Annotated in this window: 14 protein-coding genes and 2 pseudogenes; 8 read left to right on the top strand and 8 right to left on the bottom strand. The window is 73.5% G+C overall.

Features of this window, described 5'->3' with window-relative positions; all coding sequences use genetic code 11:
* Window positions 1–351: pseudogene (locus tag AB0F03_RS19395) on the bottom strand (hypothetical protein); the annotation flags it as partial.
* A gap of 333 nt (window positions 352–684) precedes the next feature.
* Here AB0F03_RS19395 and AB0F03_RS19390 point away from each other — a divergent pair.
* On the top strand, window positions 685–1,356 hold the full coding sequence (locus AB0F03_RS19390) for a class F sortase (protein ID WP_361993158.1): 672 nt from the start codon (window positions 685–687) through the stop codon (window positions 1,354–1,356).
* 55 nt (window positions 1,357–1,411) lie between these two features.
* On the opposite strand, the gene AB0F03_RS19385 is transcribed toward AB0F03_RS19390, so the two are convergent.
* Together AB0F03_RS19385 and lysX are read right to left on the bottom strand one after the other, a co-directional pair.
* A complete protein-coding gene (locus AB0F03_RS19385; protein ID WP_361993155.1) occupies window positions 1,412–2,257 on the bottom strand; it encodes a polysaccharide deacetylase family protein in 846 nt (281 codons plus the stop codon).
* Window positions 2,258–2,349: 92 nt separating this feature from the next.
* The gene (gene lysX / locus AB0F03_RS19380) at window positions 2,350–5,628 is read right to left on the bottom strand and encodes a bifunctional lysylphosphatidylglycerol synthetase/lysine--tRNA ligase LysX (protein WP_361993152.1); all 3,279 of its coding nucleotides are present in this window, start codon (window positions 5,626–5,628) and stop codon (window positions 2,350–2,352) included.
* Between the two features lie 125 nt (window positions 5,629–5,753).
* On the opposite strand from lysX, the gene AB0F03_RS19375 reads away from it, so the two are divergent.
* Window positions 5,754–6,224, top strand: coding sequence for a universal stress protein (locus AB0F03_RS19375; protein WP_361993149.1), 471 nt, complete (start codon window positions 5,754–5,756; stop codon window positions 6,222–6,224).
* Between the two features lie 235 nt (window positions 6,225–6,459).
* The gene (locus tag AB0F03_RS19370) at window positions 6,460–7,884 is read left to right on the top strand and encodes an amino acid permease (protein WP_361993146.1); all 1,425 of its coding nucleotides are present in this window, start codon (window positions 6,460–6,462) and stop codon (window positions 7,882–7,884) included.
* Here the strand turns inward: AB0F03_RS19370 and AB0F03_RS19365 are convergent, their stop codons facing one another.
* Window positions 7,885–9,039, bottom strand: a complete 1,155-nt coding sequence (locus tag AB0F03_RS19365) for a CapA family protein (protein WP_361993143.1) — start codon at window positions 9,037–9,039, stop codon at window positions 7,885–7,887.
* A 213-nt stretch (window positions 9,040–9,252) separates the two neighbouring features.
* Here AB0F03_RS19365 and AB0F03_RS19360 point away from each other — a divergent pair, with 213 nt between their 5' ends.
* The 3 genes from AB0F03_RS19360 (at window position 9,253) to AB0F03_RS19350 (ending at window position 11,278) form a co-directional block, all read left to right on the top strand.
* A complete protein-coding gene (locus AB0F03_RS19360) occupies window positions 9,253–9,801 on the top strand; it encodes a sigma-70 family RNA polymerase sigma factor (RefSeq protein WP_361993140.1) in 549 nt (182 codons plus the stop codon).
* Between the two features lie 156 nt (window positions 9,802–9,957).
* Window positions 9,958–10,473, top strand: a complete 516-nt coding sequence (locus tag AB0F03_RS19355; protein ID WP_361993137.1) for a hypothetical protein — start codon at window positions 9,958–9,960, stop codon at window positions 10,471–10,473.
* 151 nt (window positions 10,474–10,624) lie between these two features.
* Window positions 10,625–11,278: a zf-HC2 domain-containing protein gene (locus AB0F03_RS19350; RefSeq protein ID WP_361993134.1), complete on the top strand. Its 654-nt coding sequence runs from the start codon at window positions 10,625–10,627 to the stop codon at window positions 11,276–11,278.
* Window positions 11,279–11,509: 231 nt separating this feature from the next.
* Here the strand turns inward: AB0F03_RS19350 and AB0F03_RS19345 are convergent, their stop codons facing one another.
* From AB0F03_RS19345 to AB0F03_RS19335, 3 genes are all read right to left on the bottom strand, one after another.
* Window positions 11,510–12,373 carry a DNA-formamidopyrimidine glycosylase family protein gene (locus AB0F03_RS19345; protein ID WP_361993131.1) on the bottom strand — a complete coding sequence of 288 codons (864 nt, stop codon included), beginning with the start codon at window positions 12,371–12,373 and terminating at the stop codon, window positions 11,510–11,512.
* A 55-nt stretch (window positions 12,374–12,428) separates the two neighbouring features.
* A complete protein-coding gene (locus AB0F03_RS19340) occupies window positions 12,429–14,495 on the bottom strand; it encodes a SpoIIE family protein phosphatase (protein ID WP_361993129.1) in 2,067 nt (688 codons plus the stop codon).
* Between the two features lie 148 nt (window positions 14,496–14,643).
* Window positions 14,644–15,774 (bottom strand): DUF6777 domain-containing protein, encoded by a 1,131-nt coding sequence (locus AB0F03_RS19335; RefSeq protein ID WP_361993126.1) that lies wholly within the window; start codon window positions 15,772–15,774, stop codon window positions 14,644–14,646.
* A gap of 124 nt (window positions 15,775–15,898) precedes the next feature.
* Between AB0F03_RS19335 and AB0F03_RS19330 the strand changes: the two genes are divergently transcribed.
* Together AB0F03_RS19330 and AB0F03_RS19325 are read left to right on the top strand one after the other, a co-directional pair.
* Window positions 15,899–17,323: a lipase maturation factor family protein gene (locus AB0F03_RS19330; RefSeq protein WP_361993123.1), complete on the top strand. Its 1,425-nt coding sequence runs from the start codon at window positions 15,899–15,901 to the stop codon at window positions 17,321–17,323.
* A gap of 47 nt (window positions 17,324–17,370) precedes the next feature.
* Window positions 17,371–17,529: pseudogene (locus tag AB0F03_RS19325) on the top strand (FCD domain-containing protein); the annotation flags it as partial.
* Window positions 17,530–17,589: 60 nt separating this feature from the next.
* Here the strand turns inward: AB0F03_RS19325 and AB0F03_RS19320 are convergent.
* The gene (locus tag AB0F03_RS19320) at window positions 17,590–20,613 is read right to left on the bottom strand and encodes a glycoside hydrolase family 38 C-terminal domain-containing protein (protein ID WP_361993120.1); all 3,024 of its coding nucleotides are present in this window, start codon (window positions 20,611–20,613) and stop codon (window positions 17,590–17,592) included.
* Between the last annotated feature and the right edge of the window lie 12 nt (window positions 20,614–20,625).

The following is a 20,625-nucleotide window of genomic DNA, read 5'->3' as shown; positions in this document are numbered from 1 at the left end:
CCCGAAGCCGCCGTCCCCGCGGCCGTTCCCGTTCCCGTTCCCGTTGCCGAACCCGTTGCCGTTCCCGAAGCCGCCGTCCCCGCGGCCGTTCCCGTTCCCGTTCCCGTTGCCGAACCCGTTGCCGTTCCCGAAGCCGCCGTCCCCGCGGCCGTTCCCGTTGCCGTTGCCGTTGCCATTCCCGTTCCAGTTGCCGGCGCCGGTGCCGATGCCGGTTCCCGGGACGATGACGGTGGTGTCGGTGCTGCTCGGCCCGCCCCCATTGCCCATGCCGTCCGCGACGGCCACGGGGGCGGCGAGCCCGAGCGCGGCGACCGCGGCGCACGCCGCCGCGAGGGCACGTTGGTTTCGCATGTGATCCTCCGCGGAAGGCGCCCCGGGTCCCGTTCCCGGTGGATCGGCGAGAAAGCACCTCCCGGACCGACCCTCCGACGTGCGGAACACGCCCGCATGTCGAGAATGGTCCGTCCTGGTGAGCCGACACGCCGACAGATATCCACACAATCTGATATTGCCGCAGGTCACGGACCGTCAGAAAAATCCTCGGAACGGCAACTCGGATGGCGCACCGATAAGCCCGCGGACCACCCGTTCGCCTCTCACCCCGTCGCCCGTCGCGCGCGCGGGACTTAGCGTTTTCCCATGCGCGAGGGACGTGGTGCCGGCAGCGTGGAGAGGGGTTGGCGAATGTCTGCGTCCAGGCTGTCCGAACTGGCCGAGGAGGAGGAACGGCGCAAGAAGCGCGCGCCCTGGGGGGTGATAGCGCTTGTTCTGCTGACCGGCCTGGCGCTCATGCGCAACGGTTCCGGTGAGTTCGACGTGGGCCCTCCGCAGCCCGCGTCCGCGGCGGCCCCGGACACCAGCGCCGCCCCGGACACCTTCGTCGCCCCGCCCGTCACGCTGCCGTTCTCCGCCGCCGACCGGGTCCGCATCCCCGCCATCCAGGTGGACGCGCCGGTCGTGCCGGTCGGTCTCGACGCGGACGGCTGGGTCGCCGCGCCGCCGCCGGAGAACCCCGGCACGGCCGGCTGGTTCACCGGTGCGGTGTCCCCCGGCGAGAAGGGCACCGCCGTCGTCGTCGGCCATGTCGACAACAAGCAGGGCCCCGCCGTGTTCTTCGGTCTCGGGGCCCTGAAGAAGGGGAACCGGGTCGAGGTCGTGCGGCAGGACGGACGGACCGCGGTGTTCGAGGTCTACGGGGTCGAGGTCTTCGAGAAGAACAACTTCCCCGGCGACCGCGTGTACGGCTCCAAGGGGAGGCCGGAACTGCGCGTCATCACCTGCGGCGGCGATTTCTCCAAGCAGAGCGGCTACGAAGGCAACGTGGTCGTCTTCGCCCGCCTGGCCTCGGTCGGCTGAACCAACGAGGCCCGGGCGGGCGACGGGGCGGGCGTCCCGCGTCCCCGGGCGTGCGTCACACGCGCCGGGGGGGCACCGTGAGGTGGTAGCCGGAGTCCAGCAGATAGGGCAGGTACTCGCGGATCGCGCGGACGCTCTGCGAACGGTCTCCGCCGGCGTCGTGGGAGAGCACCACGACACCGGGGGCGGCTCCCTGCACCACCTGGTCGACGATGGTGTCCGTGCCGGGCACCGTCCAGTCGGTGGTGTCCACGGTCCAGGCCATCGGTTCCATGCCCATCTCGGCGCCCAGCTGGAAGGCGGCCCGGTTCCAGGCGCCGTAGGGAGCGCGGAACCACTGGGGGCGCTCGCCGTAGGTGTCCTCGATGACGTCGCTGGTGCGTTCCATCTCGGAGCGGATCTCCCTGCGGCCGAGGGTGGTCAGCAGCGGGTGCGTCCAGGTGTGGTTGCCGACGACGTGGCCCTCGTCGGCCATCCGGGCCAGCAGCTCTCTGTTCTCGACGACGCATTCGCCGCACACGAAGAACATGGCCCGGACGTGGTACTTGGCGAGGGTGTCCAGGATGTGCGGGGTGTAGTTGGGGTTGGGGCCGTCGTCGAAGGTCAGCATCATGCGCCGGCCGTGCCCGGGGATCCGCAGGAAGGGTTCCTTGCGCACTTTGAGCTTGCGGGGCGCGGCGCGCGGCGGACCGTATCCGGTGAGGGGCTGGAGCCGGAAGGCGGAGGGCTTGAGCACCTGGCGGGCCTGCGGGCCGGCGACGGGTGCCGCGGTCGTTCCGGCCGGTTCTCCGCCGCCTCCCGCCAGCACGGCGCCGACGGCGCCCGCGGCTCCCGCGGCTCCCAGCGCGGCGGCGCCTGCGAACAGCATCCGGCGCCGTGTGGGCAACTGATCCTTCTGCATGACTCATCAGTCGCCCCGCCGGGCTCCGGCGCACCCCAACACCACCGGTGTGGCGGCCGGATTGCACCCGAACAGCCGAGTGGACGGTGCGGTCAGCGGTGCCGGACGAGCGGGAAGGGCAGCGTCTCGCGGATGGTCAGGCCGGTGAGGAACATGACGAGCCGGTCGACGCCGAGGCCGAGGCCGCCGGTGGGGGGCATCGCGTACTCCAGGGCCTGGAGGAAGTCCTCGTCCAGTTCCATGGCCTCCGGGTCGCCGCCGGCGGCCAGCAGGGACTGCTCGGTGAGCCGGCGGCGCTGTTCGACGGGGTCGGTCAGCTCCGAGTAGGCGGTGCCGAGCTCGGTGCCGAAGGCGACGAGGTCCCAGCGTTCGGCGAGCCGCGGGTCGGTGCGGTGCTGCCGGGTCAGCGGGGAGACGTCGGTCGGGAAGTCCTTGTAGAAGGTGGGCTGCTCGGTGCGGTGTTCGACCAGCCGCTCGTACATCTCCAGGACGATGTCGCCGGGTCCGTCGTCGGGGGTGTACGGCACCCCGGCGCGGTCGCACAGCCGGTGCAGCCGCAGCAGTTCGGTGCCGGGGCCGATGTCCTCCCCGAGTGCCTCGGAGAGCGCCCCGGACACCGTCTTCACGGGCCACGCCCCGGAGATGTCGTACTCCCTGCCGTCCCTGCGGGCCACCGGGGCGCCGAAGACGGCGGTCGCGGCGCCCTGGATCAGCTCGCGGGTGAGGTCGAGCATGACGGCGTAGTCGGCGTGGGCCTGGTAGGCCTCCAGCATCGTGAACTCGGGGTTGTGCTTGTGGGAGACGCCCTCGTTGCGGAAGGTGCGGCCCAGCTCGAAGACCCTCTCCAGACCACCGACGCACAGCCGTTTCAGGTACAGCTCGGGGGCGATGCGCAGGTACAGGTCGAGGTCGTAGGCGTTGCTGTGGGTGGTGAAGGGGCGGGCGTTGGCGCCGCCGTGGATCTGCTGGAGCATCGGCGTCTCGACCTCCAGGTAGCCGCGCTCCAGCAGGCCCTGCCGCAGCGCCTGGACGGCGGCGGAGCGGGCGCGGACGACGGCGCGGGCGTCGGGGCTGGTGAGGAGGTCGAGGTAGCGGCGGCGGACCTTGGCCTCGGGGTCGGTGAGGCCACGCCGTTTGTCGGGCAGCGGACGCAGGCATTTGCCGGTGAGCCGCCAGGTGGTGACGAAGACGGTGGGTTCGCCGCGGTCGCTGGGCCGGGCGTGGCCGGTGGCGGTGATGTGGTCGCCGAGGTCGGTGTCGGCGGTGAAGCGGTCGAGTTCGGGGCCGGAGCCGTCGCGGGTGAGGGCGATCTGGTGGTCGCCGGACCAGTCGCGCAGCACGGCGAAGACGATGCCCCCGAGGTCCCGGACCAGCATGACGCGTCCGGCGACGGTGACGTCCGTGCCGGGCGGTACGTCGGCGAGGGCGTGGGTGGGGGCGGCGGTGGCGACCGGGTAGGGGTCGGTGCCGGTGGCGCGCAGCCGGTCGAGTGTGTGGTGCCGGACGCGGACCTGGTCGGGCAGGCCCGCGTCCGGGGTCGCGGGCCCGGCCCGGTCCCCTCCGTCCGGGCCGAGCGCCGTCAGGGACGGCAGCCCCTCGGCGGTGGCGGGCCGCTGTCCGGTGTTCGGGTGCCCCTTTCCCCAGAGTTTGCGCAGGGACGGTACGGACACGAATCCCTCGGCGATGCCGGAGGCGAGGCCGATGCGGGCGAGGGAGGCGGTGTCGGCGTAACAGATGAAGCGGGGGTACCACTCGGGGCGGTACTTGGCGTTGGAGCGGTACAGCGCCTCCAGTTGCCACCAGCGGGAGAAGAACAGCAGCAGGCGGCGCCAGAGCCTGAGGACGGGTCCGGCGCCGATCCGGGCGCCTTCCTCGAAGACGGACCGGAAGACGGCGAAGTTCAGGGAGATCCGGCGCACGCCCAGCTTCGGGGCGGCGGCGCACAGTTCGGCGACCATGAACTCCATCACGCCGTTGGGGGCGGTCCGGTCACGGCGCATCAGGTCCAGGGAGACGCCGTCCCGGCCCCAGGGGACGAAGGAGAGCAGGGCGAGGAGCCGGCCGTCGTCGCCGAGGGCCTCCACGAGCAGGCAGTCGCCGTCGGCCGGGTCGCCGAGCCGGTCCAGGGCCATGGAGAAGCCGCGTTCGGTCTCGGTGTCGCGCCAGGCGTCGGCCTTGCGGACGATCTCCTCCATCTCCACCGGGGTGAGGACGGCGTGACGGCGGACCCGGCAGGTGGCGCCGGTACGGCGGACCCGGTTCACGGCCTGCCGGGTGACCCGCATGTCGCGGCCGTCGAGGTCGAAGCCGGGGATGTGCAGGATCGCCTCGTCGCCGAGCTGGAGGGCGCCGAGTCCGGCGCGGGCGTAGGCGCGGGCGCCGTCCTCGGAGGCGCCCATCACGGCGGGCGCCCAGGCGTACCGGCGGGCCAGGTCCAGCCAGGCGGCGATGGCCGGCGGCCAGGCCTCCGGGTCGCCGACGGGGTCGCCGCTGGCCAGGCAGACGCCGGCCTCGACGCGGTAGGTGACGGCGGCCTTGCCGCTGGGCGAGAAGACGACGGCCTTGTCGCGCCGGGTGGCGAAGTACCCGAGGGAGTCCCGGTTGCCGTACGCGGTCAGCAGGGCGCGGATGCGGGCTTCCTCGTCGCCGTGCAGGGCGGCTTCCAGGCGCTGGGAGCGGAACAGCGTGGCCGCCGCGTTGAGCAGGGCGAGGGCGCCGAGCAGGCCGAGCGCGAAGGTGACCCGGTGCGGCGGCCGGCCGCCGAAGGAGCTGTTGGCGACGAGCCCGCCGCACACCCGGTCGGCCGCCCAGGCGAGGTGCTGGCCCGCCGGGAGGGTGCCCGGGAACAGCAGCACCAGAGCCCAGCCGAGCAGGATCGCCACGACCAGCCCGGCCGCCAGCACGGCGAGCGCCCGGAGCACGGCACCGCGCCGGGAGGCGGCGTAGAACTCCCGGCGGGCCGCCAGCAGCAGGAGCAGCAGCAGCGCGCACAGCACGAGGGAGGGCAGTGAGTCGGCGTCCAGCCCGGCGGCCGCGCCGAGCGCGTCGGTGAGGACGAGCAGCCCGAGGTAGACGACGACCAGCCACCAGGCGACCTTCTTGCGGGCGGCGGTGGCACCGGCCAGCAGGAACAGGAAGACGGCGTAGGCCAGGTTGGCGCTGATGGGGACGAGGAACAGGTCGAGGGCGCGGACGGCCGGGAGGAGCAGGCGGCGCAGCGGAGGGATGAACGCGAGCAGGGCGCACAGCAGGCCGAGAGCGGCGAAGAGGGCGCCGAAGGCCTCCGGGACCCAGCCGAGGCGTCCGCCGGCGGGCGGGGGGGCCGGGGCGGGGGCGCCCCTCGGTGCGGCGGGCTCCGCGCTGGCAGTCATGGTTCCGACTGTAGGAAGGGGCGGCACGGCCCGCGCGTCGAACGGCCGGTGCCGCCCGGCGGTGCGGACCGGGCGCGGGGCCCCGCTTCGCGGTGGGAGGGAGTGGTTCCGATAGCCTCACGGCCGTGACGGAACAGCACGAACAGCGCTCGCATCAGTTCGAGCGGGGCACGGACGGGCCGAAGGTCGTCCTGGTCGGGGTGGACGGCTCGGACTCCTCGATGCGCGCCGCCGCGTACGCGGGTGGACTGGCCCGGCGCCAGCACGCGCTGCTCGCGGTGGTGTACGTGCAGCCGGTGCTCGCGGCCGGCGCGGCGCTCGGGGCGCCGGTGGCGGAGACCACCGACGAGATCGCCGACGAGCTGGTGGCGCAGATCCGGGAGGCCGCCGAGCGGCTCAAGGGGATATTCGAGGTGCGCTGGGAGTTCCACACCTTCCGCGGCGACCCCTACACCGGTCTGGTGACCGCGGCCGACGAGCTGAAGGCGGACGCGGTGGTGGTGGGTGCCTCGGAGCAGGCCGGACACCGGATCATCGGTTCGGTGGCGGTCCGGCTGGTGAAGGCGGGACGCTGGCCGGTGACGGTCGTACCGTAACCGCGGCAGGAGCGGGCGGCGGCCGTCGCGACGGGCAGGCCTCCCGCCGGCCGCCGGCGAGCTGCCGTCGCCCGGCAACCCCGCACGCGGGCTCCGTCCCGGGTCGTGCGCGGGCGCCGTCCGCAGCCCCGTGTGGACTCGGTCCTGGGACGTGCGTGGCGTCTTCCCTGCGGGGCGGCCCTGAGCCATCATGATCCGGCGTCAGCCGTTTGCCGTCGGCGAAGAGGTGAGGCGCATGGACAGGATCCGCGCGGGTGAGGGCATTCTCCGCCGCAAACCCATCGAACACATCGAGGACACCGAGGTCACCCAGGGCCCCCGGCTGGAGAGGTCGCTCGGGCTGTGGCAGCTCACCGCGATCGGGGTGGGCGGCATCATCGGCGCGGGCATTTTCACCCTCGCCGGTACGGTGGCCAACGGTACGGCCGGGCCGGCGGTGGTGATCTCCTTCCTGATCGCCGGTCTCGCGAGCGCCTGCGCGGCCCTGTCGTACGCCGAGTTCGCCGGGATGATCCCGAAGGCCGGTTCGGCGTACACGTACGGCTACGCGGTGCTGGGCGAGTTCGCGGGCTGGTTCATCGGCTGGGACCTGCTGCTGGAGTACACCGCGATCGTGGCGGTGGTGGCGATCGGCATCTCCGGCTACTTCGGCTTCCTGGTGACGGACATGGGCGCGCAGCTGCCGGACTGGATGCTGGGCGCGCCCGGCACCGGGCAAGGGCACCGCGTCGACCTGTTCGCGATGGTGCTCTGCCTGTTCATCGCCTGGCTGCTGAACCTGGGCATGCGCAGCGCGGCCCGCTTCGAGACCTTCGTGGTGGCTCTGAAGGTGCTGGTGGTGCTGCTGGTGATCGTCGTGGGCGCGTTCCACATCGACAGCGGGAACTACCACCCGTTCTTCCCGTACGGCCTCGGCGGCGCGTTCGACGGCGCGGCGCTCGTGTTCTTCGCGGTGTTCGGCTACGACGCGATGTCCACGGCGGCCGAGGAGTCGAAGGACGCGCAGCGGCACATGCCGAAGGCGATCATCTACTCGCTGGCGATCTCGATGGTGCTGTACGTGGCGGCCTGTCTGGTGCTGACCGGCATGCAGAACTACCGGGACATCGACAAGGAGAGCGGCTTCTCCACGGCGTTCAAGTCGGTCGGGCTCGGCGCGCTGGCGGACGTGATCGCGGTCGGCGCGATCATCGGCATCCTCACCGTGATGTTCACCTTCATGCTGGGTGTGACCCGTGTGTGGTTCTCCATGTCCCGGGACGGGCTGCTGCCGCGCTGGTTCGCCAAGACGCACCCCACCCGGCACGTGCCGACCCGGGTCACCTGGATCGTCGGGGCGGCCTCGGCGGCCATCGCCGGGTTCCTCCCGATCGCCGAGGTGGCCGAACTGACCAACATCGGCATCCTGCTGGCGTTCGTGGTGGTGTGCGCGGCGGTGATCGTGCTGCGCTACCGGCGGCCGGAGCTGCCGCGCGCCTTCCGCACCCCGTGGATGCCGTTCCTGCCCGCCCTGGGCATCTTCTTCTCCGTCTGGCTGGTCACGCGCCTCCAGTGGCAGACCTGGGTCCGGTTCGCGGTGTGGTTCGTGATCGGCTGCGTGATCTACTTCGGCTACTCCTACCGGCATTCGGCGCTCGCCGCGCGGCAACCCGCCGAGTGATCACTCGGCCATGACCAGGCCGTCCTGGCCGGCCCCGCGGCTGAGCACCACGTCCCGGATCCGGTCGCGCACCCCTTCGAGGTCGGCGCCCTGGGCGACGGCCCGGCTCAGGTCGACGACCCGGCCGGCGTCGAGGTCGTACAGCTGCGGGACGAACTCGGCCTTGGTGACCCGCCAGGCCCCGCCCGGCCGGTCGGGCGGGGCGAAGGTGAAGCGGCCGAGCGTGGACTCGTTGCCGCGCGGGTCCTGGGCGCCCTCGCGGTTGTACATCTCGCCGGCGATCTGGTCGCCCATACCGTAGATCACCCAGGTGCCGTTGACCTTCTCGTACGCCTGCGGGACGTGGGCGTGGGTGCCCAGGATCAGGTCGATGTCGGGGCGCCCGGCGGTGGCGGAGGCGGTGAGCCGCTGGGCGAGGGTGAGCTGGAGCCGGTCGGGTTCGTCCTGCCATTCGGTGCCCCAGTTCATGGACAGGACCACCACGTCGGCGCCGGCCCGCCGGGCGACGCGGGCGTCGGCGATGATCCGGTCCGCGTCGATCATGTTGACCGCCCACGGCGCGCCGTGCGGCAGCGGTTTGCCGTTGGTGCCGAAGGTGTACGACAGGTGGGCGACCTTGGCCGGCCCGGCCCGCAGGAGCGTCACCGAGCGGGCCTCGGCCTCGCTGCGGGCGGTTCCGGCGTGCCGCAGGCCGGCCGCGTCCAGGGCGTCCAGGGTGCGGCGGATGCCGGCGGTGCCGTCGTCCAGGGCGTGGTTGGAGGCGGTGGAGCAGCCGTCGTAGCCGGTGGCGGCCAGGCCCTTGGCGATCTGCGGCGGGGACCTGAAGGCCGGGTAGCCGCTGTAGGCGCCCTCGACGCCGTAGACGGTCTCCATGTGACACAGCGCCAGGTCGGCGTGGGAGACGAGCGGTTCGACACCGGAGAGCATCGGGCGGAAGTCGTGGCCGTTGCCGCCGGCGTCGTAGGAGGCCCGCTCGATCACGGAGGTGTGCGGCAGCACGTCCCCGGAGGCGACGAGGGTGAACCCGCGGGCCGCGGCGGGCGCCGGGCGCCCCTGCTGCGAGCCGGAGTCCTGCCGGTTGTGGTTCTGGCAGGCGGCCGCCGCCGTGAGAACGGCGGTCAGGGCCAGGGCCACCTGCTGTCTGCGTCCGATCATCAACTCACCCCAGGTTGTCGTATATACAGACAAGGCCGTGACGGCATATGGGTATGAATCTGACGTGCCGGATAAACAGACCGGAGGCTCTGATTAGCCCGTCCGGTGCCGGAAGGACCGCTCGTCCGACCGTTCGCCGACCCGATCGACCGTCCGCCGCACAGCCGGGCCCGCCCCCTGTCCGCAGGCCGCGCCCTGCGCTGGCATACGGCCATGACGGCCGGAACCTCACTCACCCACGGGACGACGACCGCCGGGCACGAGCTGGCCGCACTCCAGCGCGAGCACGGCGGCCCCCTGTTCGCTCTGCTGCTCAGGCTCTGCGACGGGGACCGGCAGCGTGCCGAGGACCTCGTCCAGGAAACCCTGGTACGGGCCTGGCAGCATCCCGAGGCGCTGCACGCCGACGGCTTCGACTCCGTACGGCCCTGGCTGCTGACCGTCGCGCGGCGGCTCGCCATCGACGCGCGGCGGGCCCGGCGGGCCCGGCCCCGCGAGGTCGGCGACGCGGTTCCCGAGGACGCGCGGGTGACCGCCGACCACGCCGAACGGGCCGCCACCATGCTCGACGTCCGGGAGGCTGTGAAGACACTCACGCCGGAGCACCGTGACGTCCTGGTACTCGTGTACTTCCGCGGGGCCAGCGTGGCGGAAGCGGCGCAGACCCTGGGTGTCCCACCCGGTACCGTGAAGTCCCGCGCGTTCTACGCGCTGCGCGCCCTGCGCCGGGTCCTCCCCGGTTACACGGCCGACCTGCGGTGAAACCGGGACCCTTGCCAAGACTCGGCAAAGCGCCTTGCCGCCGGACCCCCCGCGGGCATGGGCTGTCCTCATCCGCGTTCCGAGCGGGGGCCGGGCCCGGGAGGCCGGGCCCGGAGGTCGGGCGGCGCGCACGCACCGGAGGAAGGGCAGGAAGGGATGCAGCACAGAGGTCACGAGAGCAGGGGCGGTACCGACGACGGTGAACTGACCGTCCCGATGGCCTGGTTGTACGCCGAGTACATCGCCGACGAGCTGCTGCGCACCGGCGATCTGATGCCGCCGACGTCCTTCGAGTTCCGGGCCGGCCGGGACGCGCTGGCGCTGACCGTGTTCCTGTCCGACACCGACGGCGAACTCTCCGGCATCCGGGTGATCTCCCAGCTGGAGAACTGGCTGTCGCTGACCGCCTACGACCAGCCGTGGCAGGACTGGGTGGGGGCCCGCATGGCCGAGCTGGCCGAGCGGTCGGCCGGCTCCGGCACCCCCTCCCCCGACCTGGCGCTGGCGGCGGACGCCTGGCGCTGGCTGGAGGAGACCGAGCTGCTCGCGCCGGACCTGGACGCCGTGCCGGGCGGTGGCGCGGTGTCCGGCGAGGACGACGGACCGAAGGTGTGGACGCCGGCCTGGCGGCTCGGACTGCCCCTCGGGCACCTGGCGATCCACCTCTTCTGAACCAACCGGAATTCACACCAATCCGCCTGCCCTCCCGCTCCGAATCCTCTGTCCGCGATTCTGCGCGCGGCTTGAGTGATTCGGCGGTGGGCTGCGTACCGGTGGGAGCAAGGAGTAACCCCACCCGCACCCATAGGCACGAGGATTCGGCATGAGGTCCCTGGAAAGGCATCGCGACGTCGGCGCGTACGCGCTCGGCGTGCTGGACGAGGCGGAGGCCTTCCGCTTCGAGGACCACCTCATGGAGTGCCCCCGGTGCGCGGCACACGTGACCGGGTTCGGGCCCACGACCCGGCAGCTGATGCTGTACCGGCGGGCCACACCGCGCTTCGTGCACCCCATGACGCGGCCCGGCCCGCGGCTGCTGGAGCGGCTGCTGGGCGAGCTGGCGCGGCGGCAGCGGGCGCGGCGCCGCCGGCTGCTGTACGGCCTGGCCGCCTCGGTGGCGCTGGCCGTGGCCGGCCCGGGGATCGTGGCCTTCGCCGGCCACGCGGAGCCGGCCGCGCACGTCATGGCGGCGACCGATCCGGACACCGGGGTGTGGGCGCGGGTCACCTCGGCGGACGCGGACTGGGGCAGCGATCTGCGGCTCGAGATCAAGGACGGCTCCGGGCGGCACAGCTGCCGGCTGGTCGCGGTCGGCCACGACGGCACCGAACAGGTCGTCGCCGGCTGGACCAGCCCCGGCGACGGCAGGCGGCCCACCCACGCGATGGGCGCCGCCGCGCTCCACCCCGGCCAGATCGCCCGGTACGAGGTCCGCACGGACGACGGCAAACGGCTGGTCACGGTCGACGCGCCGTAACGCCACCGCCCCCCGGCCGACGGCCCGAGCGGGTCCGGCGGGGCCGCGGGGCCGGCAAGGGCCGAGCAGGGGCATGCGTGGCGTGGGCGTGGGCCGGCAGGGGCGCACCGGGGCGGCAGGGGGGCAGCACGGTCCGGGGCCGCTTCGATGGCCGGTCCGGGCTCCCCTCGGTGGCCGTTCCGGGGCCGCTTCGGTGGCCGGTCCGGGCTCAGGTCCGCTGTCGGGCGGGGCTCACTTCAGGAGTCTGGACAGGCGGCGGTCCGCGAGGGGTTTGCCGCCCGTCTGGCAGGTGGGGCAGTACTGGAGCGAGGAGTCGCTGAAGGACACCTCGCGGATGGTGTCGCCGCACACCGGGCAGGGTTCGCCCGTGCGGCCGTGCACGCGCAGGCCGCTCCTCTTCTCCGACTTGAGGCGCCCGGCGGCCACACCGCGGGAGCGCTCGACCGCCTCGGTGAGCGTGCCGCGCAGGGCCTCGTACAACCGGTGGGTCTCCTCCGGGGTGAGGGACGCGGCGAGCTTGAACGGGGACATCCGCGCGGCGTGCAGGACCTCGTCGCTGTAGGCGTTGCCGACGCCGGCGATCAGCGACTGATCGCGCAGGGCACCCTTCAGCTGACGCCGTTCGTCCCTCAGCAGCGCCGCGAACCGGTCCTCGTCGAAGTCGTCGGCGAGCGGGTCCGGGCCGAGGCGGGCGATGCCCTCCACCTCCCGCGGGTCGCGGACGACGTACACGGCGAGGCGCTTTTGGGTGCCGGCCTCGGTGAGGTCGAAGCCCTCGCCCGTCTCCAGCGCCACGCGCAGCGCGAGCGGGCCCTTCCCGGGCTTCGGCGGGCCGTCCGGCAGCCGGTCCCGCCAGTGCAGCCAGCCGGCGCGGGCCAGATGGGTGACCAGGTGCAGCCCGGTGTCCGTCCCGATGTCCAGGAACTTGCCGTGCCGGCGCACGGCCGTCACCTCGGCGCCCTCGACGGCGGTGACCGGAGGGTCGTACGTCTTCAGGACGCTGACGGCGACCGGCAGCACCCGCACCACCCGCAGGCCGACCAGGTGCTCGGTGAGGAAGTCCGTCAGCGCTTCTACCTCGGGCAGTTCCGGCATACGTCCAGAGTGCCACCCGGTACCGACAACGCCCTGCGCTGCGCCGGGCCGGCCGCTACGGCAGCCGGAACTCGCACCACACCGCCTTGCCGCCGCCGCGCGCCTCCACGCCCCACACGTCGGCGAGCCGGTCCACCAGGAGCAGACCGCGGCCGGAGACGCCCTGCTCCCCCGCCTCCCGGCGGCGCGGCAGGGCGCTGGAGGAGTCCTCGACCTCGATGCGCACCCTGCGGTCGCTGCCCTCCAGGGCCCGCAGGGTGACGATCGCGGAGCCCTCGGTATGCATCAGCGCGTTGGTGATCAGCTCGTCGGCGACCAGCTCGATCTCGTCAGCGCGGTCACGGGCGCCCCAGGCGCGGACCGCGGCCCGGATCATGTGCCGGGCCTGGGTGAGGGCCTCCGCGTCGCCGGGCGCCACATGCTGCCGGAGCCGGGCGCGGGCGCGCGCGGCCTCGGGAGCGCGGCGGCGCAGCAGGAGCAGGGCCACGTCGTCGTCGCCGCCCTGCTCCTCGGCCAGCCGGATCAGCCGGTCGGCGAGGTCGCGCACCTCGTCCGGGCCGTTCCCGATGAGCGTGGCGAGGCCGCGCAGGCTGTCGTCGAGATCGGTGCCGGGCTGCTCGACGAGTCCGTCGGTGCACAGCAGCAGGGTGTCCCCGGGGTCCAGTTCCAGGGTGGAGACGGGGTACTCCAGCCGCCCGAACTCCGCGGACAGGCCGAGCGGCAGGCCGCCCTCGACGGGGACCCGGCCGCAGGTGCCGTCGTTGCGCCGGACCAGCGGGTCGATGTGCCCGGCGCGGACCATCTGGACGACGCCGGTGGACAGGTCGGCCTGGGCGTACAGGCAGGTGGCGAACCGGTCGGTGTCGAGTTCGTGGAGGAAGACGGAGGCGCGGGCCATCACGGTGGCCGGGGTGTGGCCCTCGGCGGCGTAGGCGCGCAGCACGATCCGCAGCTGGCCCATGACGGCCGCGGCGTGCGTGTCGTGGCCCTGGACGTCGCCGATGACCGCGCCGACCCGGCCTCCCGGCAGCGGGATGACGTCGTACCAGTCGCCGCCGATGTCCCGGCCGAGAGCGGCCGAGCGGTAGCGGACCGCGATGTCGGCGCCGCGGACGCGGGGGATGGTGCGGGGCAGCATGGCCTGCTGGAGGCCCTGGGCGAGGTCTTTCTCCTGTTCGTAGAGCCTGGCCCGCATGAGGCTCTGCGCGATGCTGCTGCCGAGCGCGACGAGGACGGCGCGTTCCTCGGCGGAGAAGCCCCGCCGGTCGTCGTAGAGCAGGCCCATCGCGCCGATCGGCCGGGCCTGGGCGATCAGGGGCAGGTAGGCGGCCGAGGTGATGTGCAGGTCGGTGAGGTGGGGCCAGAGGATCGGGTAGCCCTCGGCGAACTCCTCCGGGGACTCGATGAACCGGGGGCTGAGCGTGCGGACGACCTCGCTCATCGGGTACGGCTCGTCGACGCGGGTGACCCGGGTGCCGGGGACGAAACTGCCCGCGGGTCCCTCGGCGACCAGCCGGATACGGCCGGCCTCCACCAGGCCCATCACCAGGCTGGCCGCGCCGAGGTGGCGGACGCCGTGGGTGTCCTTGAGGACGTCGATGACGTCCTGGACGCTGCGGGCGTGGGCGAGGGCGGCGGAGATGACCTGGACGACCCCGGTCTGCTGCCGGAAGGCCTCGTCCTGGGCGGCCCGGTGGCTGCGGGTCGCACTGTCCGCGAGTTCCTCGGTGGCGTCCCGGACGATGCCGACGACCCGGCGGGGGCGGCCGGTGTCGTCCCGCCGGATGTAGCCCTGGGTGTGCGTCCAGCGCGCGGAGCCGTCGCGGCGGCGGATGCGGAAGTAGGCGCCGTAGTTCTCGCTGCCGTCCTTGATGGCCCGGGAGACCACCGCGTCGAGCCGGGCGGCCTCCGGCGGCGGCACCCGGACGGCCAGGGTCTCCGGGCGGCCGTCGTACTCCTCGGGCAGCAGGTCGAACACCTCGAAGGCCTGGGCGTCCATGTGGAACAGACCGGCGTCCAGGTCCCAGTCGAAGCTGCCCATGCGGTTGAGCGCCAGGATCGGGTCCGGGTGGGCGGGCCACTCCTGCGGGAGTGACAGGGCGCTCGCTCCCCGATCAGCCATGGGGCTACCTTGCCAGCATTTGTCCGATTCTTCGACTGCGGTCCAGGTCCGGGTCCGGCCACCGGGCACCTCGGCCGGCCCGCTGCCGCCGCCACGACCGTCGCCGGGGCGGTGCCTGCCGGGGGCGCGGGAGCTGCGCCGGCCGGGTTCAGGCGCCGCCGTCCGGCGGGCCGGGGGCGGCGGCGGGTCGGCTTCCGGGCGGGCCGGGGCGCCCGCTGAAGGGCGGTGCGGCGGGCGCGGGGCCGGTGCGCGGGAGACCTGCCGGAGCGGGGCCGGTGGGCGCGGGGCCCGTCGGCAGCGGACCGCCGGCGGGCAGGGGGCCGGTGTGCGCGCGGCCGGTGCGGTCGGGATCGGGTCCGGGGTCGACGGTCGCCGGTGGCGGTCGGGACACGACCCGGTCCCGGCCGACGTCCTGGCCGGTCCGCCGTTCGATCCAGACGCGGGCGTCGACGTCGACGATCGTGAGGGTGGTGACGGCCCTGGGTGCCGGGGTCACCGCGATCACCCGGCTCGGCCGGTAGCCGGGCCAGGTGGCACCACGGGCGTCCACCCCGTCGTGGGCCGCCGCGGGTGCTTTCAGCGGGTTGCCGCAGGCGCAGCGCACCCGGGGCATGCCGCGGTCGTCGACCAGGACGGCGGTGCCGGCTTGGAGCACGGCCTGGTATCCGGCCGCCCGCCGGTCGCGGTAGGCGTGACTGGTGACCCGGGTGTCCCGGCGCAGCGCGACCGGGGTCAGTCCGCGCAGGTAGCCGGGGAGGGCCGACACGGGGACGCCCACCGCGTGGGCGAAGGCGTCCGCCCTGACCCGGTCCGCCGCGAGCGAGCCGATGTGCCGCTCGACGTCGCAGCCGGCGGCGTGCGGGGTGCCCCGGTACAGGCCGGGGGTCGCCCCTGACAGGCTGTGCGCCGCGGGCAGCGGGGCCCACGGCTGCCCGCCGCTCGGCACGCCGGACGGGGGCGGCACGGGCGACGGGGGCGGTACGGAGAGGTGGGGGGAGGGCGCGGAGGGGGGCGGCACCGTGGTCCCGGCCCGGTCCGGTGCCGGGCCCGTGGTGGCGGCCGGGGGGTCGGTGCGGGCGGTGGGGCCGGAACCGGTGGCGGGGGCCGTGGGCCCGGACCCGGTCTCGGTGAAGGGCTCGGGACCGCGGTCGGTGGCGGCCTGGAGGAAGACCGCCTCGCCCACCCGGTCCTGCTTGACGCCGGTGCCCGCGCAGCCCGCGGCGAGGAGCGCGGCCGGGAGCAGGCAGGCCGTGACGATGGATCGGGAAGGTATCCGCACCGTGCACTCCGCATCACTCCGGGTAATTCCTCCCTATTGTTGGCATTGCCCGTGTTCGGCTGGCAACTCGGGGAAGGTCATCGTGAGAGCGGCGTCGATGCGCCGCACGGGAGGGCGCGCGACCGTGGACTGGTTCTCCGCACCCGGCTACTGGCTGAGCCGACTGGTCTTCCAGCGGGCTCTGGCCGCCGTGTACCTGGTCGCGTTCCTGTCGGCGGCCCTCCAGTTCCGGGCTCTGCTGGGCGAGCGCGGCATGCTGCCGATCCCCCGCTTCACGGCGCGGGTCCGGTTCCGGCGCGCCCCGAGCCTGTTCCAGCTGCACTACTCCGACCGGTTTTTCGCGGCCTGCGCGTGGGCGGGTTGCGCGGTGTCGGTGGCCCTGCTCGCCGGGGCGGACTCCGCGCTGCCGCTGTGGGCGGGGATCCTGCTGTGGCTGGTGCCCTGGGCGCTGTATCTGTCGATCGTCAACGTGGGCCAGACGTGGTACGCGTTCGGCTGGGAGTCGCTGCTGCTGGAGACGGGGTTCCTGGCCGCGTTCCTCGGCAACGGCGAGGTGGCGCCGCCCGTCGTCGTGCTGTTCCTGCTGCGCTGGATCCTGTTCCGGGTGGAGTTCGGCGCCGGGCTGATCAAGCTGCGCGGCGACCCGTGCTGGCGGGATCTGACCTGCCTGTACTACCACCACGAGACGCAGCCGATGCCGGGCCCGCTGAGCTGGTTCTTCCACCGTCTGCCAAGGCCCCTGCACCGGGCGGAGGCGGCGGCCAACCACGTCACCCAACTGGTCGTACCGGTCCTGCTCTTCACCCCGCAGCCCGTCGCCTCGGCCGCGGCGGCCCTGATGATCGTCACCCAGCTGTGGCTGGTGCTCTCCGGCAACTTCTCCTGGCTGAACTGGATCACCATCGTGCTGGCCCTGTCCGCGTTGTGGCTGCCGGGGTCCGTGCCGTCCGTGCGGCCGGCACCGCTGTGGTTCGAGGTGCTGGTGCTCGCGGTCACCGCGCTGCTGCTGTTCCTGAGCTACCGACCGGTGGTGAACATGGTCTCCCGCCGCCAGATCATGAACCGCTCGTTCGATCCGCTGCACCTGGTGAACACGTACGGGGCGTTCGGCAGTGTCAGCCGGGTCCGCTACGAGGTGGTGGTGGAGGGCACGCTGGACGGCAGCCCGCGCGAGGACTCGGACTGGCGGGAGTACGCGTTCCGGGGCAAGCCCGGCGATCCCCGGCGCTGGCCGCGCCAGTTCGCCCCCTACCATCTGCGCCTGGACTGGCTCATGTGGTTCGCGGCGCTGTCGCCCGGCTACGCCGGGGAGTGGTTCGGCGGCCTGGTGGAACGCCTGCTGGAGAACGACCGTGACACGCTCAGGCTGCTCCGGCGCTCCCCGTTCCCGCCGGACACTCCGCCCCGCTACGTCCGGGCCCGGCTGTTCCGGTACCGCTACACGACCCTGCGGGAGTGGCGGGAGACGGGGGCGTGCTGGGAGCGGACGTATGTGCGGGAGTATCTGCCGCCCACGCGGCTGGCCGGGGCGGTTCACCGGTCCGGGTGAGGTCGGTACGGCCGACGACCCCGGCGATCAGCTCGTGCCGGCCGGCGAGAGGATACCAGGGGGACGGCGCCCTCGCCCGCACCCGCCGCGAGCACGCCGCCATCCACCGCGCCCTCGCCGCCCGCGACCCGGAGGCGGCACGGGCGGCGGCCACGGTCCACGTCGCCGGGGTGGAGCAGTGGCTGCGCTCGCAGCTCGACGGCTGACCCCGCCCGGGGCCGCGCCGCGCACCGGCCGGAGCCCGGCTCACGCGCGTCCGTCTGCGGTCAGCTCCTGCGCAGCCGCAGTGTCATCAGCTCGAACGGCCGCAACCGTACGGTGATCCGCCCGCCCTCGCACACCGGCGGACGTCCGTCGCCGCCCGGCCGTTCCAGCAGGTCCGTCACCGTGACGTCCGCGACCGCGAAGCCCGCGGTGAGGGTGGCGCGGGCCCGGCCGCCGTGGGCCTCGTGGAAGCGGACGACGACGTCCCCGCTGCCGTCGTCGGCGAGTTTCACGGCCGTGAGGACCACCGCGTCGTCGTCCACCGTGACCAGCGGGGCGACCTCACGGGCACCGGTCGTGCACCGTTCCGGCAGGTTGATCCGCCAGCCCTCGCGGACCGCGTCGGCGATCGAGGCACCGGGGACCAGGGCGTGCCGGAAGCGGTGGACGCCCTGGTCGGTCTCCGGGTCGGGGAAGCGGGGGGCGCGCAGCAGCGACACCCGGACCGTCGTCGTCGTACCGCGGTCACCGTCGGCGCGGACCGTACGGGTCACGTCATGGCCGTACGTGGAGTCATTGACGACCGCCACGCCCCAGCCGGGCTCCCCCAGGTGGACGAAGCGGTGGTTGCAGGCCTCGAACCGGGCCGCCTCCCAGGAGGTGTTGGTGTGCGTGGGGCGGTGGACATGCCCGAACTGGGTCTCGGAGGCGTACCGTTCGGCGTGCACGTCGAGGGGGAAGGCCAGCTTGAGGAACTTCTCCGTCTCGTGCCAGTCGACCTCGGTGTCGATGAGCAGCCGCCGCTCCCCCGGCGGCAGGGACAGCACCTGGGTGACGCGGGACGCGCCGAAAGCACGCACGATCCGCACCGACGTGCCGTCCTCGCCGGCCGTGACCGACTCGGCGTCGGTGAGGTCGGTGACGGTGTTGCGGTAGAAGGCGTCGACGTCCCAGGCGTCCCACATGTTCGGGAAGTCCGGGTGGAGCTGGAGGAGGTTCGCGGCGGCTCCGGGGGCGATCGACTCGCGGTCGGCCGCGGGGTCGTGGGCGGAGACGACCAGTCCCCGGGCGTCGACACCGATCCGCAGCAGGCCGTTGTCCAGGGTGAACCCGCCGCCCGCGCGGGCCGCCACCGTCGTCGTTCCGCCGCTGCGGGCCGGGGTGGCGGCGCCGCCCGCCGGGACGCCGTGGCGGGTGTGCGGGGCCGCGTTGAACAGCAGCGGGAGGATGCCGTCACCGGCCAGCGCACGCTGGGCGGACTCGATGACCGCGGCCAGTTCGGCGGCCAGACGCTCGTACGTCGCCCGGGCCTCGCGGTGCACCCAGGCGATGGACGAGCCGGGCAGGATGTCGTGGAACTGGTGCAGCAGGACGGTTTTCCAGATTCGGTCCAACTCCTCGTACGGGTAAGGGAATCCGACGCGTACCGCCGCGGTCGCCGCCCACAGTTCGGCCTCGCGCAGCAGGTGTTCGCTGCGCCGGTTGCCCTGCTTGGTGCGGGCCTGGCTGGTGAGGGTGGCGCGGTGCAGTTCGAGGTACAGCTCGCCCACCCAGACGGGTGGCTGGGGGTACTCGGCCTCGGCCTGCTCGAAGAACGCGCGCGGGGTCTCCCACGTGACGGTCGCGGAGCCTTCGAGATCGCGGAGCCGGGCCGCCCTGGCGACCATCTCGCGGGTCGTGCCACCGCCTCCGTCGCCCCAGCCGGTGGGCGCGAGGGAGTGCCGGGCCCTGCCCTTCTCCTTGAAGTTGCGGGCCGCGTGGGCGATCTCGCCGCCCGTCATCGAGCAGGTGTAGGTGTCGACGGGCGGGAAGTGGGTGAAGATCCTGGTGCCGTCGATGCCCTCCCACCAGAACGTGTGATGGGGGAAGCTGTTCGTCTGCGACCACGAGATCTTCTGCGTCAGCAGCCACCGGGAGCCGGCCGCCCTGATGATCTGCGGCAGTCCCGCGGCGAAGCCGAACGTGTCCGGCAGCCAGGCCTCCTGGTTCTCGATGCCGAACTCGTCGAGGAAGAACCGCTTGCCGTGCACGAACTGCCGGGCCATCGCCTCCGAGCCGGGCATGTTGGTGTCCGACTCCACCCACATCCCGCCGGCCGGCACGAACCTCCCCTGAGCCACCGCCTTCTTCACCAGCGCCCACACCTCGGGCCGGTGCTCCTTCACCCAGGCCCACTGCTGGGCCTGCGACATGGCGAACACGAACTCCGGCTCGTCCTCGACGAGCGCGGTCATGTTCGCCGCCGTACGGGCCACCTTGCGGACGGTCTCCCGCAGCGGCCACAGCCACGCCGAGTCGATGTGCGCATGCCCGACGGCGCTGATCCGGTGCGCGGACGGCACGGCGGGCGCGGACAGCACCCCGGTCAGCCGCGCCCGCGCCCGGCCGGCGGTGCCGTTCACGTCCTGGAGGTCGACGGCGTCCAGGGCGCGTTCGACCGCGCGCAGGATCTCCCAGCGACGCGCCGAGTCCACGGGCAGCTCGGCCATCAGCTCGCCGAGCACCTCCAGGTCCTGCACCAGCTGCCACACGTTCTCGTCGAAGACGGCGAGATCCATGCGGGTGAGCGTGTACTGCGGCTCCTGCCCGGCGGTGTCCCTGTCGCCGAGCGGGGTGGGCCGGAAGGCGTGGTGGCCCAGGATGACCGGGTTGGAGGCGGCCTCGATGTGCAGGCGCACCCGCTCGCCGCCCGCGACGGGGGCGCCGACGCGCACCCACTGGTTGCGCGGGTTGAGGCCCTTCACGGGGGTGCCGTCGGGCCGGTGGACGAGGCCCTCGCACTGGAACCCGGGCAGGTTCTCGTCGAAGCCCAGGTCCAGCAGCGCCTCGACGGTCCTCCCGGCCCACGCCGCGGGCACGGTCCCGGTCACCCGGAACCAGCTGGTGCCCCACGGCGCGCCCCACCGGGCGCCCACCGCGATCGGTTCGGGCTCGGCGGCGAGGCCTTCCGCGACCGGCACGGGCTCGCCGGGCGCGTGCCACACCGCGACCTGGAGCGGCACGGACTCGGGGTACACGGCGGGGCGGATGCGTTCCGCGAGGACGCGCCCGAGGCGGGCCTCCACCAGAGTGCGGTCGTCATGCATGCGGGATCCTCC

Origin of the sequence: Streptomyces sp. NPDC028722 (assembly GCF_040637655.1) — a bacterium.
Classification (GTDB): domain Bacteria; phylum Actinomycetota; class Actinomycetes; order Streptomycetales; family Streptomycetaceae; genus Streptomyces.
This window is presented reverse-complemented; position numbering and strand designations above follow the sequence as displayed.

Bases quoted from the DNA above. Each gene is read 5' to 3' on its own strand.
- AB0F03_RS19390 (WP_361993158.1), top strand. From the start codon at position 685: ATGTCTGCGTCCAGGCTGTCCGAACTGGCCGAGGAGGAGGAACGGCGC.
- AB0F03_RS19385 (WP_361993155.1), bottom strand. From the start codon at position 2,257: ATGCAGAAGGATCAGTTGCCCACACGGCGCCGGATGCTGTTCGCAGGC.
- lysX (WP_361993152.1), bottom strand. From the start codon at position 5,628: ATGACTGCCAGCGCGGAGCCCGCCGCACCGAGGGGCGCCCCCGCCCCG.
- AB0F03_RS19370 (WP_361993146.1), top strand. From the start codon at position 6,460: ATGGACAGGATCCGCGCGGGTGAGGGCATTCTCCGCCGCAAACCCATC.
- AB0F03_RS19365 (WP_361993143.1), bottom strand. From the start codon at position 9,039: ATGATCGGACGCAGACAGCAGGTGGCCCTGGCCCTGACCGCCGTTCTC.
- AB0F03_RS19360 (WP_361993140.1), top strand. From the start codon at position 9,253: ATGACGGCCGGAACCTCACTCACCCACGGGACGACGACCGCCGGGCAC.
- AB0F03_RS19355 (WP_361993137.1), top strand. From the start codon at position 9,958: ATGCAGCACAGAGGTCACGAGAGCAGGGGCGGTACCGACGACGGTGAA.
- AB0F03_RS19350 (WP_361993134.1), top strand. From the start codon at position 10,625: ATGAGGTCCCTGGAAAGGCATCGCGACGTCGGCGCGTACGCGCTCGGC.
- AB0F03_RS19345 (WP_361993131.1), bottom strand. From the start codon at position 12,373: ATGCCGGAACTGCCCGAGGTAGAAGCGCTGACGGACTTCCTCACCGAG.
- AB0F03_RS19340 (WP_361993129.1), bottom strand. From the start codon at position 14,495: ATGGCTGATCGGGGAGCGAGCGCCCTGTCACTCCCGCAGGAGTGGCCC.
- AB0F03_RS19320 (WP_361993120.1), bottom strand. From the start codon at position 20,613: ATGCATGACGACCGCACTCTGGTGGAGGCCCGCCTCGGGCGCGTCCTC.